Raw genomic sequence first — 14,147 nt, 5'->3', positions numbered from 1 at the left:
TCCGAGGGGGCGTCCGGATCACAGACCGGCGGCCTTGTAGAGCGCGCCGATCTCCGCCTTGTTGAGCCGGCGGGTGCGCCCGGACTTGAGGTCTGCCAGGCGGATCGGGCCCACCTCGGTGCGCACCAGCTCGAGCACGGGGTGCCCCACGGCCTCGAGCATGCGGCGCACCACGTGCTTGCGGCCCTCGTGCAGGACGACCTCCACCATCGCCTTGCCCGGCTGGTGGTCGACGATGCGGAACGAGTCGACGCTGACGGGCCCGTCCTCGAGGTCGACGCCCTCACGGAGGCGCTTGCCGACGTCGCGCTGCACCGGTCCGCGGATGGTCGCGACGTAGGTCTTGAGCACGCCGTATGCCGGGTGCTGCAGCCGGTGCGCGAGGTCGCCGTCGTTGGTGAGCAGCAGCAGGCCCTCGGTGTCGGCGTCGAGGCGGCCGACGTGGAAGAGCCGCTCCTCGCGGTTGCCGACGTAGTCCTCGAGCGACACCCGGCCGAGCTCGTCGTGCATGGTGGTGACGACGCCCTTGGGCTTGTTGAAGGCGAGGTAGACGCGGTCCTCGTCGAGGTTGACGCGTACGCCGTCGACGTGGACGACCTGGGTGCGCGGGTTGATGCGCACGCCGAGCTCGGTGACGACCTGTCCGTCGACCTCCACCCGGCCCTGCTCGATGAGGTTCTCGCAGACGCGCCGTGAGCCCACTCCCCCGGCAGCCATGAGCTTCTGCAGTCGCACGCCGTCGGGGTCGTGGACGTCGACCTGCGGGGCGGCCTTGCGCTCGGGCAGCTTGGTGGGCTGGCTGGCCTTCGTCGACCCGGCGAACCGGGGGCCTGCGGACTTGCCGCCGCTGCGCGCGCCGGCCTTGCCGCCCGCGACGGGACGACCGGGACGCCCCTTGGCGCCCGGCGCACCACGGCGGGAGCCTGCGGCGCCACCGCCCGATGAGCCGGACCCCTTCTTGCGTGGCTGGCGTGGTGACCTGGAGTACTCGCTCATGCGTGTCCTTCCTCGATGAGCTCGTCGATGACGTCGGCGTCCGGTAGGTAGGGCGCCAGCGCCGGGAGGTCGTCGAGCGACGACAGTCCCATCCGCTGCAGGAAGTAGGGGGTGGTGCGGTAGAGCATCGCGCCGCTCTCGCCTGCGTCCTCGACCTCCTCGATGAGGCCGCGGGAGGTCAGGGTGCGCACGACGCCGTCCACGTTGACGCCGCGGACCGCGCTGACCCGGGCGCGCGACACGGGCTGGCGGTAGGCGATGACGGCCAGCGTCTCCAGCGAGGCCTGCGTCAGCTTGGCCTGCTGGCCGTCGAGGACGAACTTCTCCACGACGGGCGCGTAGTCGGACCTGCTGTAGACCCTCCACCCACCCGCGACGCTGCGCAAGGTGAAGCCGCGCTGCGCGACGGCATACTCCTCCTCGAGGGCGTGCAGGTGGGCCCGCACGTCCTCGACGGGCAGCTCCAGCGCGGAGGCGAGGGCGACCTCGGTGACCGGCTCGTCGACGACCATGAGGACGGCCTCGAGCGCGGACCGGGCGCCGCCCGGGAAGTCGTTGATGTCGAAGGCGATCTGCTCCTCGGCACCGCCGCGTTCGTCGAGCACCTCGGGCTCGACGGTCGCGTCGGACCCCTGCGCCGACTGGTCACTCATCGTCGTCTTCTCCTGTCCCTGCCGGTTGCTCGTCGACCGCGTGCGGCCGGGCTGCGTCGGTCACGCCCGCCGACTCGTCGGCTTGCGCCGTATCCGCCTGGTCGTCGAACTCGTCGTCGATGGCTATCTCGCCCGCCCCGGCGCCGGTCCAGCGGATGTCGAGCTCGCCGAGGGCCTCGGCCTGCTCGAAGGCGATCGCGGCCTCCTTGAACAGCTCGAGCAGCGCCAGGAACCGGGCCACGATGACGAGGGTGCTGTCGGCGTCGGCCACGAGGCTGCGGAACGACACCTGCCCTCGGTGGCGCAGCCGCTCGACGAGGATGGCGGCCTGCTCGCGCACGCTCACCTGGGGTGCATGCAGGTGCTCGAGCCCGACGGTCGGGGCCACCTTCGGCGTCATGGCCCGGGCGGCGATCTTGGCGAACTGCTCCGGGGTGAGGGCGATGACCAGCTCGGGCAGCAGGCTGGCGAACTCGGGGTCGAGCCCGGCCTGGCGCGGCACGATGCGGCCGGCCGTGGCCATCCGGTCGCGGAACGTGCCGGCGATCTGCTTGTAGGCGCGGTACTGGAGCAGTCGCGCGAAGAGCAGGTCGCGGGCCTCGATGAGGGCGAGGTCCTCCTCGTCCTGCGGCCCGGACTGCGGGAGCAGGCGTGAGGCCTTGAGGTCGAGCAGGGTGGCAGCGATGAGGAGGAACTCCGAGGCCTGGCCCAGGTCCCAGTCGCTGTTGGCCGCCTGGGCCGCCTTGATGTGGGCGACGAACTCGTCGGTGACCTTGGCGAGCGCGACCTCCGTGATGTCGAGCTTGTGCTTGCTGATGAGTCCGAGCAGCAGGTCGAAGGGCCCGGAGAAGACGTCGAGGTGGACCTCGAAGGGCGTGGAGGCCCGGCGGGTGATGACCCCGCCGGGGGTGAGCTCCTGGGCCGGCACGCCGGCCGCGACAGGAAGGTCGCCGAGGTCGCCCAGGTCCTGTGACCCACCCGCGTCCGCGTGACCGGCTGCCTCCGCGACGTCGCTGGGGGTCTCGACAGCAGCGTCGTCGGCGTCGACCGCCTGGCGGTCGACGGTGCCCTGCTCGGTCATCAGCTCACGACTGGTCAGGCCGCGCCGCCGCGTGCGATCAGCTCGCGCGCGAGCTGGCGGTAGGCGTTGGCACCGGAGTGCTCGGACGAGTACGAGGTGATCGGCTCGGCGGCCAGGGTCGCGTCGGGGAACTTCACGGTGCGGCTGATGACGGTGTGGAAGACCTGCTCGTCGAAGTGGTCGACGACCGACCGCACGACCTCGCGGCTGTGCAGCGTGCGGCCGTCGTACATCGTGGCGAGGATGCCGTCGACCGTCAGGCGCGGGTTGAGGCGGTCGGTGATCTTGTCGATGGTGTCGATGAGCAGGGCCACGCCGCGCATCGCGAAGAACTCGCACTCGAGCGGGATGATGACGCCGTGCGCCGCGGTGAGGGCGTTGACGGTCAGCAGGCCGAGGGAGGGCTGGCAGTCGATGAGGATGACGTCGTACTCGTCGACGACGGGCCGCAGCACGCGGGCGAGGATCTGCTCACGCGCGACCTCGCCGACGAGCTGGACCTCGGCGGCCGACAGGTCGATGTTGGCGGGCACGACGTCGAGGCCCTCGGTCCGCGTCTGCTGGATGACGTCGTGGATCTCGTGGCCGCGCTCGACGAGCAGGTTGTAGATCGTGACGTCGAGGCCCTGGGCGTTGATGCCGAGCCCGACGGACAGGGCGCCCTGGGGGTCGAAGTCGACGACGAGGACCTTGCGACCGAGCTCGGCCAGCGCCGCGCCCAGGTTGATGGTGGTCGTGGTCTTGCCGACCCCGCCCTTCTGGTTGCACATCGCGATGATGCGCGCCGGGCCGTGGCTGGTGAGCGGCGCGGGGTCGGGGAAGTCGGGAAGCGGGCGTCCGGTGGGTCCCATGGCGCCCGATCCGGCGGACTCGGTGCCCGGCAGGTGCGCGACCCGGGGTACGCCGCTGACCGGACTCTGGCGGAGCTGGTCGAGGTCCCCTGACGGCACGGACTGCATGGTGTCGGTTGACTCCTCGTTCACCAGGTGTTCCACTCCGCTCGGCCTTTGCCTTCAGATGCTGCGGTCAGCCTCGCGCTGATCACGTGTGACCCTATCAGCGGGCACGGGGGTGGGCGCCCGCATAGACCTCGCGGAGTCGGTGCACCGAGACCATCGTGTAGATCTGCGTGGTGGTCACCGAGGCGTGCCCGAGCAGCTCCTGCACGACGCGCACGTCGGCGCCGCCGTCGAGCAGGTGGGTGGCGAAGGAGTGCCGCAACGTGTGCGGTGAGACGTGCTCGCCGAGGTCGGCGCGCTCGGCCGCACGGCGGATGATCGCCCACGCCGACTGGCGTGAGAGCCGGGCCCCGCGCTGGTTGAGGAAGAGCGCCGGACCGCCGCGGCCGTGCGCGGCGAGCGTGGGTCGCCCGCGGACGAGGTATGCCGTCACGGCCTCGACGGCGTAGCGCCCGACCGGCACGATGCGCTCCTTGCCGCCCTTGCCGTGCAGTCGCACGGACGACGCTCCCCCGCCCGAGCCGGCGAAGGCGGCAGGCTCGTTCGTCGCGAGGGTGGTCTCGACGTCGTCGACGTCGAGACCCACGGCCTCCGAGATGCGCGCACCGACGCCGTAGAGGACCTCGAGCAATGCCCGGTCGCGGAGTGACTCGGGCGTGTCGCCGACCGAGGCCGCCGCGAGCAGGCGCTCGACGGCATCGACGGGGATCGCCTTGGGCAGGCGCGCCGGCGGCTTCGGTGGAGCGACGTTGGCGGCGGGATCGCCGGCGACGACACCCTCGAGCGCCAGGAACCGGTGGAAGCCGCGGACGGCGACGAGGGTCCGGGCGGCGGAGGAGGGGGCGAGGCCTCGCTCGCGCAGGGACGCGAGGAAGTCGCTGACCCTGGCCTCGGTGACGTCGCGGGCGTCGTCGACCCCCTGGGCGGCGAGGAACGACGAGTACGCCCGCAGGTCCCGGGCGTAGGACTTCAGGGTGTTCTCCGACGCGCCCTTCTCGACGCGGACGTGGTCGAGCCACCCGCGCACGTCACGCTCGAGGGGCGTGGGACGCGCTGCGGGTGGCTCGGTGGCGACCTGCTGGGTCAGGACAGCGCTTCCTCGAGCGACACCGACTCCATCCCGTGGGCCTCGGCGACGCCGGCGTACGTGACGTGCCCGTCATGGGTGTTGAGCCCGAGCGCCAGCGCGTGGTCGCCGCGCAGCGCCTCCTGCCAGCCCTGGTTGGCCAGCTTCACGGCATACGGCAGGGTCGAGTTCGTCAGGGCGTACGTCGACGTGTTGGGCACGGCGCCGGGCATGTTCGCGACGCAGTAGAAGACTGAGTTGTGCACGGTGTAGGTGGGGTCGGCGTGCGTCGTCGCGTGGCTGTCCTCGAAGCACCCGCCCTGGTCGATGGCGATGTCGACGAGCACGGAGCCGGGCTTCATCTGGGAGACCAGCTCGTTGGAGACGAGCTTCGGGGCGGCCGCGCCCGGGATCAGCACCGCACCGATCACCATGTCGGCCTGGAGCACCTGCTCCTGCACGGTCAGCCGCGAGGAGGCGAGGCCGTGCACCCGGTTGTCGTAGCGCCAGAACGACATGCGCAGCTTGTCGAGGTCGGTGTCGAGCAGGGTCACGTCCGCGCCCATGCCGAGCGCGATGTTGGCCGCGTTCTGTCCCGAGACGCCGGCGCCGAGGATGACGACCTTGGCGTTGGCCACGCCACCGACACCGCCCATCAGCACGCCTCGGCCGCCCTGGGCCCGCATCAGTGCGTGCGCGCCGACCTGCGGCGCGAGGCAGCCCGCGACCTCGGACATCGGGTAGAGCAGCGGCAATCCGCCGGAGGGCAGCTGGACCGTCTCGTACGCGATGCCGGTGACCTTGCGCTTGACGAGCTCCTCCGTCAGCGGCTTGTCGGCGGCGAGGTGCAGGTAGGTGAAGAGGGTCAGGCCCTCACGCATCCGGTGGTACTCCTCGGCCACGGGCTCCTTGACCTTGAGCACCATGTCGGCCTCGCCCCAGACGTCGTCGGCCGAGCCGATGATGCGAGCGCCCGCGGCGACGTAGTCGTCGTCGCTGATCTGGGACCCGACGCCGGCATCCTTCTCGACGAGGACCTCGTGACCGTGCTCGGTCAGCTCGTGGACGCCGGAGGGCGTGATGGCCACGCGGTACTCGTTGTTCTTGACCTCGCGGGGAATGCCGACCTTCATGTCTGGCGCACTTCCTTCTCTGGTGATCCGTGCTCGTGAGTGCTCGTGAGCAGGTCCGGTCCACGCTGACCGGCGAGCCCAACTCTATCCACCATGCAAGACGCGTCAGGACGGACTCGGCACTTTCACCACCGCCGGGCGACGCGCTCGGCGGGTGTCTCCGCCAGTGTGAGAGCTGCGCCGTCCCCGTAGGTTGGTGCCGCCACCGTCGAAGGAGCCAGACGCATGAAGCAGTCCACATGAAGCTGTACGCCGACGCACCCGCCCGTCGGACGCGCCAGCTGCTGTCCGACGTCCTCGTCCTGCTCTGGGTGGGCCTGTGGGTGTGGCTCGGGCGCCAGACGCACGACGTGGTCGTCGAGCTGCGCGGACCGGCGGACTCGCTCACCGCGGCGGGCACCTCGGTCCACAGCTCCCTCAGCGGCGCCGGCGAGCAGGCCGGCCAGCTCCCGCTCGTCGGCGACCAGCTGAAGCAGTGGCTGGGACAGGCCGCCCAGTCGGGCACCACGCTGAGCGCGGCCGGCACGTCGATGGCCACGACGGTCGAGCGGGTGGCGCTCGTCCTCGGCCTCGTGGTGGCCGCCGTGCCGATCGTGCTGGTCGTGTCGCTGTGGCTCTACGTGCGTGTGGGGTTCGTCCGCAGGGCGTCTGCCGCGCAGCGCTTCCTCGACTCGAGCGAGGACCTCGACCTCTTCGCCCTGCGCGCCATGTCGCGCCAGCCGTTGAACGTGCTCGCGCGGGTCAGCGACGACCCGGCCGGGGCCTGGCGACGCGGCGACACCGCCGTCATCCGCGAGCTGGCCACCCTGGAGCTGCGCGACGAGGGGCTGCGCCCGCCGTCCGGCTGAGGGAACGGGCAACGTCGCGGCCGGGCCGTACGCGCAGGGACTGCGGCGCGTACGACCCGGCGGCGTTCGGGCGTTCGGTCCTCAGTCCGCGACGCGCGTCACGAGGGGGCGCAGGTCCTCGGCCGGCGGCGTCCACGAGTCGGCCGACGCCGGCACCTGCTCCCCGGAGCGGATGTCCTTGACCTCGTCGCCGGACTCCCCCGCGCCGGGGAACCAGACGTAGGGGATGCCGCGCCGCTCGGCGTAGCGGATCTGCTTGCCGAAGCGTGCGGCCGACGGGGCGACCTCGCAGGCGATGCCCCGTCCACGCAACGCCGACGCGACCGCGACGGCGCCCTCGCGGGCGTCGTCATCCGTCAGGGCGACGAGGACCGCGGCGGGCGTCGAGCGCGAGGCCGTCACCAGGCCCCGGCCGATGAGCAGCCCGAGGATGCGGGTGACGCCGATCGAGATGCCGACGCCGGGGTAGGTGTTGCGGCCGTCGCTCGCCAGGGCGTCGTAGCGGCCGCCGGAGCAGAAGGAGCCCCACGACTCGTGCCCCACGAACTGCGTCTCGTAGACCGTGCCGGTGTAGTAGTCGAGGCCGCGCGCGATGCGCAGGTCGGCGACCAGCTTGCCCGGCGCGTGGGCCAGGCCGGTGCGGATGACGTTGGCGAGCGACTCGAGCCCCTCGTCGAGCAGCGGGTGCTCGACGCCGAGCGCGCGCACCTGCTCGACGAAGGAGAGGTCGGTGGAGCGGATGCCGGCGAGGGCGAGGCACTGGTCCGCCTGCTCCGGCGTCGTGCCCGACTCGACGAGCAGCGCCTTGACCTTCTCGGGGCCGATCTTGTCGAGCTTGTCGACGATGCGCAGCGTCCCGATGACGTCGGTGATGCCGATGCCCTGGTAGAAGCCGTTGGGGATCTTGCGGTCGTTGACCTGGATGACGAACTCGCCGACCGGGAACTTGCTGAAGACGTCGGCGATGACGAGCGGCATCTCCGCCTCGAAGTGCGGCGAGAGCTGCCCGACGTCGACGACGTCGATGTCGGCCTGGGTGAACTCGCGGTAGCGACCCTCCTGCGGGCGCTCGCCGCGCCACGCCTTCTGGATCTGGTAGCGGCGGAACGGGAAGGCGAGCTTGCCGGCGTTCTCGAGCACGTAGCGGGCGAACGGCACGGTCATGTCGAAGTGCAGGCCCCAGCGGGCGTCGTCGTCACTCCCGCCGGCGAGGCGGGAGACGGCGTAGATCTCCTTGTCGGCGTCCTCCCCCTGCGAGCTCAGGCGCTCGATCGGCTCGATGGAGCGCGTCTCGATCGAGGAGAACCCGTGCAGCTCGAACGTCTCGCGGATGACGTCGAGGAAGCGCTGCTCGACGATGCGCTCGGACGGGAGGTACTCGGGGAAGCCGCTGATCGGGGTGACCTTGGCGGTGCTCTTCGACGGGGGGCGCGTGCTCACGCGGGCAAGTCTCTCAGGTAGGGGTTCGTCGCCCGCTCGTGGCCCATCGTCGTGGCCTGGTAGTGGCCCGGCAGCACGAGCGTCGTGTCGGGCAGGGGCAGCACGACGTCGCGCAGGCTGCGCTGCATGGCCGCCGGGTCACCGCCCGGCAGGTCGGTGCGGCCGACCGAGCCGGCGAAGAGGACGTCGCCCGTCACCATGGTGCGGTCGACGTCGACCTGCCCGCGGAGCCCGTCCGGCACGCGGTCGATGCCGAACATCACCGAGCCCTCGGTGTGCCCCGGCGCGTGCAGCACGTCGAAGTCGAGGCCGGCCAGCGTGAGGCGCGTGCCGTCGCCGATCTCGACGACGTTGCTCGGCTCGGTCCACGTCGCAGCGGCGCCGAACTGCTGCTCGAACATGGCGATGAGCCCGGGGTTGGTCCGTCCGAGCAGGTCGTGCAGCCGGTAGCGGTCGTCGGCGTGGATGTAGGCGGCCGTGTCCGAGCCGCAGACGGGCGTCACCGAGTAGACGTGGTCGACGTGCCCGTGGGTGAGCAGCACCGCGGCCGGTCGCAGCCGGTGCTCCGCGAGGACCTCGCGCAGCGTCTCGACCACGCCGACGCCCGGGTCGACGACGACGCACTCCTCCCCCGCCTGCGGCGCCAGGACGTAGCAGTTGGTGTCGAAGGCCAGGGCCGGGAACGCGATGGTCAGCACCCGAGGAGCCTAGCGACGGCTTTCCGCCCGGGAGATGTCACGCACTCGTGACCCTCCCGCCGCACCAGTCACGCACTCGTTCCCTAAAATGACCGAACGCCCGGGGACAACCCACGGGGCCCGTACGAGGAGAGGTTCGTGACCAAAGAGCAGGAACGCGCACGTGCGCGCCGCCGCCACGAGGAACAGCTGAAGACCGCCAAGCCCCCGGTGGGCGACGCGACCCGCGACAAGCAGGTCTTCGGTGTGATCCTCGCGGTCATCCTCGTCATCGCTGCGGTCATCGCCGTGCCCAAGCTCGTCGGCAGCTCCGACACGCCGACGCCCGCCGCCGGGGGCGCCACGACGCCTGCGAGCAGCGCCACCAGCACGGGCGCGGGCAAGGGCGGCCTGCAGTCCGGGCAGAAGCTGGCCGCCGGCTGCACGGCTCCCCCGCCGCTGCAGGCCACGCCCAAGAAGCAGACTCAGGTGCCGCCCAAGTCGACGGCCGCGGGCAAGACGTTCGTCGCGACCGTGAAGACCACGTGCGGCGACATCACCCTCGAGCTCGACGGCGTCAAGGCCCCGCAGACCGTCGCCTCGTTCCTCAACCTCGCCAAGACCGGCTACTGGGCTCCCAGCCCCTGCCACCGCGTCACCACCGAGGGCATCTACGTCCTGCAGTGCGGCGACCCGACCGGCACCGGCCAGGGCGGCCCCGGCTACGGCTTCGGCATCGAGAACGCCCCGAAGGACGGCAAGTACCCCAAGGGCGTCCTCGCCATGGCGCGCACCCAGGACCCGAACAGCAACGGTGGCCAGTTCTTCATCACCTACAAGGAAACGCAGTTGCCCACCGACGGTGGGGGCTACACGATCTTCGGGAAGGTCACCAAGGGCCTCGACATCGTCGAGGAGATCGCCGCCAACAAGGCCCTGCCCCCCAGCCCGCAGGACGGCACCCCCGTGTCCCCGATCAGCATCCTCAGCGTCAGCGTGACGGAGAAGAAGGCATGAGCGACATCCAGCACCCCGAGCCCGCTGACGAGACCCCGGTCTCGGACTCGCAGCCCGAGTCCGAGCAGCCGGCAGAGCAGGCGGCAGAGCAGGCGGCAGAGCAGGCCGCAGAGCAGGCCGCAGAGCAGGCCGCAGAGCAGGCCGCAGAGCAGGCCGCAGAGCAGGCCGCGGTGACCCCGGCGGCCGAGAACGCCGAGACGATGGACACCACCACGGCGTCGGCACCCGTCGAGCAGGCGGCCGCGGCGGAGGCCGAGCTCGCCGACACCGTCGCGTCGGTCAGCAGCACCGAGGTGGGTGACACGGCAGAAGCGCCCGAGCCTCCGGCAGCCTCGACCGAGGAGGCCGCGACCGAGGCGCCGGTGAGCGAGCCGGCACCGAGCGCGCCCACGCCCGCGCCCACGCCCGCGAGCATCCCGAAGCCGTCCGCGATCCCGACTCCGGCTGCCCTGGCCAAGGCCGTGCCGCACCCGGCGGTCACGCCGGCGGCACCCGCCCCGATCACGACCGACCACTCCGCGTCGGCCGCCTTCGGCCGGGTCGACGAGAACGGCACCGTCTACGTCCGCACCCGTGACGGCGAGGAGCACGAGGTCGGCTCCTATCCCGGCGCCAGCGACCAGGAGGCCCTGACCTACTTCGCCCGCAAGTACGACGAGCTGTTCGCCTCGGCCGTGCTCCTGGAGCAGCGGCTGTCGCAGCCGGAGGTCCCCTCCAAGGACGTCGCCGAGGGCCTCAAGACCCTCGCCGCCCAGGTGAAGGAGGCGGCCGTCGTCGGCGACCTCGACGCCCTGGCCACCAAGCTCGACGAGATCCAGTCGGGCCTGGCCGCCAAGCGCAACGTCGAGCAGCAGCACCGTGCCGAGGCGCGCGCGGCCGCGACGGCCGAGCGCGAGAAGATCGTCGCGGAGGCCGAGACAATCGCCGCGCAGCCCGAGCAGCGCATCCAGTGGAAGACCAGCGGCGCGCGTATGCGTGAGCTGCTCGACGAGTGGAAGGCGCACCAGCGCTCCGCCACCCGTCTCGACCGTGAGACCGAGTCCGCCCTGTGGCAGCGGTTCAGCGCCGCGCGCAACAGCTTCGACAAGGCCAGGCGCAGCCACTTCGCCGGGCTGGACGCGCAGCACGCCGAGGCCAAGGCCACGAAGGAGCGTCTGGTCGCCGAGGCCGAGAAGCTCTCGACGAGCACCGACTGGGCTGCCACGGCGGGCGCCTTCAAGCGCCTCATGGACGACTGGCGACGCGCCGGCCGGGCCAGCCGCGCCGACGACGACAAGCTGTGGGCCCGCTTCAAGGCCGCGCAGGACCGCTTCTTCGCCGCGAAGGACGAGGTCGTTGCCGCCGAGGAGGAGCAGTACCGCGGCAACCTCGCCGTCAAGGAGGCCTTGCTCGTCGAGGCCGAGGCGATCCTGCCCGTGACCGACCTCGAGAAGGCCAAGGCACAGCTGCGCGTCATCCAGGACAAGTGGGACGCGGCCGGCAAGGTGCCCCGCGCCGACATGGAGCGGGTCGAGAAGGCGATGCGTCGCGTCGAGCAGGCGGTGCGTGACGCCGAGGACCGCAAGTGGAAGTCGAGCAACCCCGAGGTCGCGGCGCGTGCCCGGGCGATGGTCGACCAGCTCGAGCGCGCGGTCGCCGACCTGCAGGACGACCTGGCCAAGGCCGAGGCGTCGGGCAACGCGAGCAAGGTGAAGAAGGCCCGCGAGGCCCTCGAGGCCCGTCAGGTGTGGCTGGACCAGGCCCGCGCCGGCGTCGCCGAGTTCGGCGGCTGAGCGTCCCCTCGCGTGCAGCAGAGTGCCCACTCGACTCCGAGGTCGAGTGGGCACTTTGCCACATCTGGGCACAGGCGGCCTGTGGACGAATGCATGAAAGTGCCCACTCGACTTGCTGGTCGTGTGGGCACTTTCGTACGTCGAGCGGGCGGTTCGTCGCAACCGGTGGCCTGTGTCCCCCGGCCGGCGACGTCACATGGTCGACTTGCCGCCGTTGACGCGGTAGACGTCGAAGACGCCGTCGATGCGGCGCACCGCCTTGATCACGTGGTCGAGGTGCGCAGGGTCGCCCATCTCGAAGGTGAATCGGGAGATGGCGACCCGGTCGCGGGAGGTCTGCACCGAGGCCGACAGGATGTTGACGTGCTGGTCGGACAGCACGCGCGTCACGTCGCTGAGCAGCCGGTTGCGGTCGAGGGCCTCGACCTGCAGCTGCACGAGGAAGACGCTGGCTGAGCTCGGCGCCCACTCGACGTCGATCAGGCGCTCGGGGTTGGCCGTCAGCTGGTCGGCGTTGGTGCAGTCGACACGGTGCACCGAGACGCCGTTGCCGCGCGTCACGAAGCCGATGATCGGGTCGCCGGGCACCGGCGTGCAGCACTTGGCGAGCTTGACCCACACGTCGGCCGTGCCGACGACCACGACCCCGGGGTCACCGGCGCGCCGGCGGGATGCTGCCCGGGTCGGGACCGTGGCCTCGGCGAGGTCCTCCGTGGCGCCGTCGACGCCGCCCATCGAGGCGACGACCTTGCTGACGACGTGCTGCGCGGAGACGTGTCCCTCGCCCACGGCGGCATACAGCGCCTCGATGTCCTGGTAGCGCAGGTCGGTGGCGACGGCCGTCATCGAGTCGTGGCTCATCAGCCGCTGCAACGGGAGGTTCTGCTTGCGCAGCGCCTTGGCGATCGAGTCCTTGCCGGCCTCGATGGCCTCCTCGCGCCGCTCCTTGCTGAACCACTGCTTGATCTTGTTGCGGGCGCGGGGGCTCTTGACGAACTGCAGCCAGTCGCGCGAGGGGCCGGCGCCGTCGGCCTTGGAGGTCAGCACCTCGACGACGTCGCCGTTCTCGAGCGTCGACTCGAGCGGCACCAGGCGGCCGTTGACGCGCGCGCCGATGCAGTGGTGCCCGACCTCGGTGTGCACGGCATACGCGAAGTCGACGGGGGTGCCGCCGACGGGGAGGGCGACGACCGACCCCTTGGGGGTGAAGACGTAGACCTCACTGCTGCCCATCTCGAAGCGCAGCGAGTCGAGGAACTCGCCGGGGTCCTCGGTCTCGCGCTGCCAGTCGAGCAGCTGGCGCAGCCACGCCATGTCGTTCTGCGGGGTGACCTCGCCCGGCCGGGCGGTCCCGCCGCCGTTGTTCTGGTCCTTGTACTTCCAGTGCGCGGCGACGCCGTACTCGGCCCGTCGGTGCATCGTGTGCGTCCGGATCTGGATCTCGACCGGCTTGCCCTGCGGGCCGATGACCGTCGTGTGCAGCGACTGGTACATGTTGAACTTCGGCATCGCGATGTAGTCCTTGAACCGGCCGGGGACCGGGTTCCACCGCGAGTGGAGGGCGCCGAGGGCGGCGTAGCAGTCGCGCACCGTGTCGACGAGGACGCGGACGGCGACGAGGTCGTAGATCTCCTCGAAGTCACGGCCGCGCACGATCATCTTCTGGTACACGGAGTAGTAGTGCTTGGGCCGGCCGGTCACGACCGCCTTGATCTTGGCCGCCGCCAGGTCCTCGGTCACCTGGGCCCGGACACCCGCGAGGTACTCCTCGCGAGCCGGGGCGCGTTCGGCGACCAGGCGCACGATCTCGTCGTAGACCTTCGGGTAGAGCGTCGCGAACGAGAGGTCCTCGAGCTCCCACTTGATGGTGTTCATGCCGAGGCGGTGCGCGAGCGGCGCGTAGATCTCGAGCGTCTCGTTGGCCTTGCGCTTGGCGGACTCGGCGCTGACGTAGCGCCACGTGCGCGCGTTGTGCAGCCGGTCGGCGAGCTTGATGACGAGGACGCGGATGTCGCGCGCCATCGCGATGACCATCTTGCGCACGGTCTCGGCCTGGGCCGCCTCGCCGTAGGTGACCTTGTCGAGCTTGGTGACCCCGTCGACGAGCATCGCGATCTCGTCGCCGAAGTCGCGGCGCAGCTCGTCGAGGCCGTATGCCGTGTCCTCGACGGTGTCGTGCAGCAGCGCCGCCGCCAAGGTGGGCGGGGTCATGCCGAGCTCGGCGAGGATCGTCGCGACGGCGAGGGGATGCGTGATGTAGGCGTCGCCGCTCTTGCGCATCTGCCCCTGGTGCGCGCGCTCGGCCACGGCATACGCCCGCTCGATGACCGAGAGGTCGGCCTTCGGGTGGTTCTGGCGGACCGCCGTCGTGAGCGGCTCGAGCACGGGGTTGCCCGCCGGGCGGGTGGCCCCGAACCGCGCGAAGCGCGCCCGCACCCGCGACGGGGTGGACAGCTCGCTGCGGACGTCCTCGCTCATGAACAGAGTCTAGGCGTTGCCGCCGGG

At 71.2% G+C, this 14,147-nt stretch carries 12 protein-coding genes; 3 read left to right on the top strand and 9 right to left on the bottom strand.

From position 1 onward, the window contains the following. Positions 1-18 precede the first annotated feature (18 nt). The 6 genes from ABD241_RS06710 to ald all read right to left on the bottom strand — a co-directional run bounded on the left by ABD241_RS06710 (position 19) and on the right by ald (position 5,888). Positions 19-996, bottom strand: coding sequence for a pseudouridine synthase (locus ABD241_RS06710; protein WP_344059752.1), 978 nt, complete (start codon positions 994-996; stop codon positions 19-21). Further along, complete coding sequence (gene scpB, locus ABD241_RS06705) at positions 993-1,649, bottom strand: SMC-Scp complex subunit ScpB (RefSeq protein WP_344059750.1); 657 nt, start codon at positions 1,647-1,649, stop codon at positions 993-995. The genes ABD241_RS06710 and scpB overlap by 4 nt, the downstream gene beginning before the upstream one ends. Continuing rightward, positions 1,642-2,730, bottom strand: coding sequence for a segregation and condensation protein A (locus ABD241_RS06700; protein WP_344059748.1), 1,089 nt, complete (start codon positions 2,728-2,730; stop codon positions 1,642-1,644). The genes scpB and ABD241_RS06700 overlap by 8 nt, the downstream gene beginning before the upstream one ends. A 14-nt stretch (positions 2,731-2,744) precedes the next feature. After that, positions 2,745-3,581: a ParA family protein gene (locus ABD241_RS06695; protein ID WP_344059937.1), complete on the bottom strand. Its 837-nt coding sequence runs from the start codon at positions 3,579-3,581 to the stop codon at positions 2,745-2,747. A 205-nt stretch (positions 3,582-3,786) separates the two neighbouring features. Further along, positions 3,787-4,716 carry a site-specific tyrosine recombinase XerD gene (xerD, locus tag ABD241_RS06690; RefSeq protein WP_344059746.1) on the bottom strand — a complete coding sequence of 310 codons (930 nt, stop codon included), beginning with the start codon at positions 4,714-4,716 and terminating at the stop codon, positions 3,787-3,789. Positions 4,717-4,772: 56 nt separating this feature from the next. Further along, positions 4,773-5,888: an alanine dehydrogenase gene (ald, locus tag ABD241_RS06685; RefSeq protein WP_344059744.1), complete on the bottom strand. Its 1,116-nt coding sequence runs from the start codon at positions 5,886-5,888 to the stop codon at positions 4,773-4,775. Positions 5,889-6,127: 239 nt separating this feature from the next. On the opposite strand from ald, the gene ABD241_RS06680 reads away from it, so the two are divergent. After that, entirely contained in the window at positions 6,128-6,736 is a 609-nt protein-coding gene (locus ABD241_RS06680) for a hypothetical protein (RefSeq protein WP_344059742.1), read from the top strand. Positions 6,737-6,817: 81 nt separating this feature from the next. Here the strand turns inward: ABD241_RS06680 and hisS are convergent, their stop codons facing one another. Both hisS and ABD241_RS06670 read right to left on the bottom strand, forming a co-directional pair. Next, complete coding sequence (hisS, locus tag ABD241_RS06675; protein WP_344059740.1) at positions 6,818-8,176, bottom strand: histidine--tRNA ligase; 1,359 nt, start codon at positions 8,174-8,176, stop codon at positions 6,818-6,820. Next, complete coding sequence (locus ABD241_RS06670) at positions 8,173-8,874, bottom strand: MBL fold metallo-hydrolase (protein ID WP_344059738.1); 702 nt, start codon at positions 8,872-8,874, stop codon at positions 8,173-8,175. Before ABD241_RS06670 ends, hisS begins: the two co-directional genes overlap by 4 nt. A 138-nt stretch (positions 8,875-9,012) precedes the next feature. Between ABD241_RS06670 and ABD241_RS06665 the strand changes: the two genes are divergently transcribed. Further along, entirely contained in the window at positions 9,013-9,870 is an 858-nt protein-coding gene (locus ABD241_RS06665; RefSeq protein ID WP_344059736.1) for a peptidylprolyl isomerase, read from the top strand. Further along, on the top strand, positions 9,867-11,642 hold the full coding sequence (locus ABD241_RS06660) for a DUF349 domain-containing protein (RefSeq protein ID WP_344059734.1): 1,776 nt from the start codon (positions 9,867-9,869) through the stop codon (positions 11,640-11,642). Before ABD241_RS06665 ends, ABD241_RS06660 begins: the two co-directional genes overlap by 4 nt. A 192-nt stretch (positions 11,643-11,834) precedes the next feature. On the opposite strand, the gene ABD241_RS06655 is transcribed toward ABD241_RS06660, so the two are convergent. Next, positions 11,835-14,120 (bottom strand): RelA/SpoT family protein, encoded by a 2,286-nt coding sequence (locus ABD241_RS06655; RefSeq protein WP_344059732.1) that lies wholly within the window; start codon positions 14,118-14,120, stop codon positions 11,835-11,837. Positions 14,121-14,147: the final 27 nt, after the last annotated feature.

Source organism: Terrabacter lapilli (assembly GCF_039531305.1).
Lineage (GTDB): Bacteria > Actinomycetota > Actinomycetes > Actinomycetales > Dermatophilaceae > Terrabacter > Terrabacter lapilli.
This window is presented reverse-complemented; position numbering and strand designations above follow the sequence as displayed.

Coding starts and splice junctions, on each gene's coding strand:
- ABD241_RS06710 (WP_344059752.1), bottom strand. CDS start 996: ATGAGCGAGTACTCCAGGTCACCACGCCAGCCACGCAAGAAGGGGTCC.
- scpB (WP_344059750.1), bottom strand. CDS start 1,649: ATGAGTGACCAGTCGGCGCAGGGGTCCGACGCGACCGTCGAGCCCGAG.
- ABD241_RS06700 (WP_344059748.1), bottom strand. CDS start 2,730: ATGACCGAGCAGGGCACCGTCGACCGCCAGGCGGTCGACGCCGACGAC.
- ABD241_RS06695 (WP_344059937.1), bottom strand. CDS start 3,581: ATGGGACCCACCGGACGCCCGCTTCCCGACTTCCCCGACCCCGCGCCG.
- ald (WP_344059744.1), bottom strand. CDS start 5,888: ATGAAGGTCGGCATTCCCCGCGAGGTCAAGAACAACGAGTACCGCGTG.
- ABD241_RS06680 (WP_344059742.1), top strand. CDS start 6,128: ATGAAGCTGTACGCCGACGCACCCGCCCGTCGGACGCGCCAGCTGCTG.
- ABD241_RS06660 (WP_344059734.1), top strand. CDS start 9,867: ATGAGCGACATCCAGCACCCCGAGCCCGCTGACGAGACCCCGGTCTCG.
- ABD241_RS06655 (WP_344059732.1), bottom strand. CDS start 14,120: ATGAGCGAGGACGTCCGCAGCGAGCTGTCCACCCCGTCGCGGGTGCGG.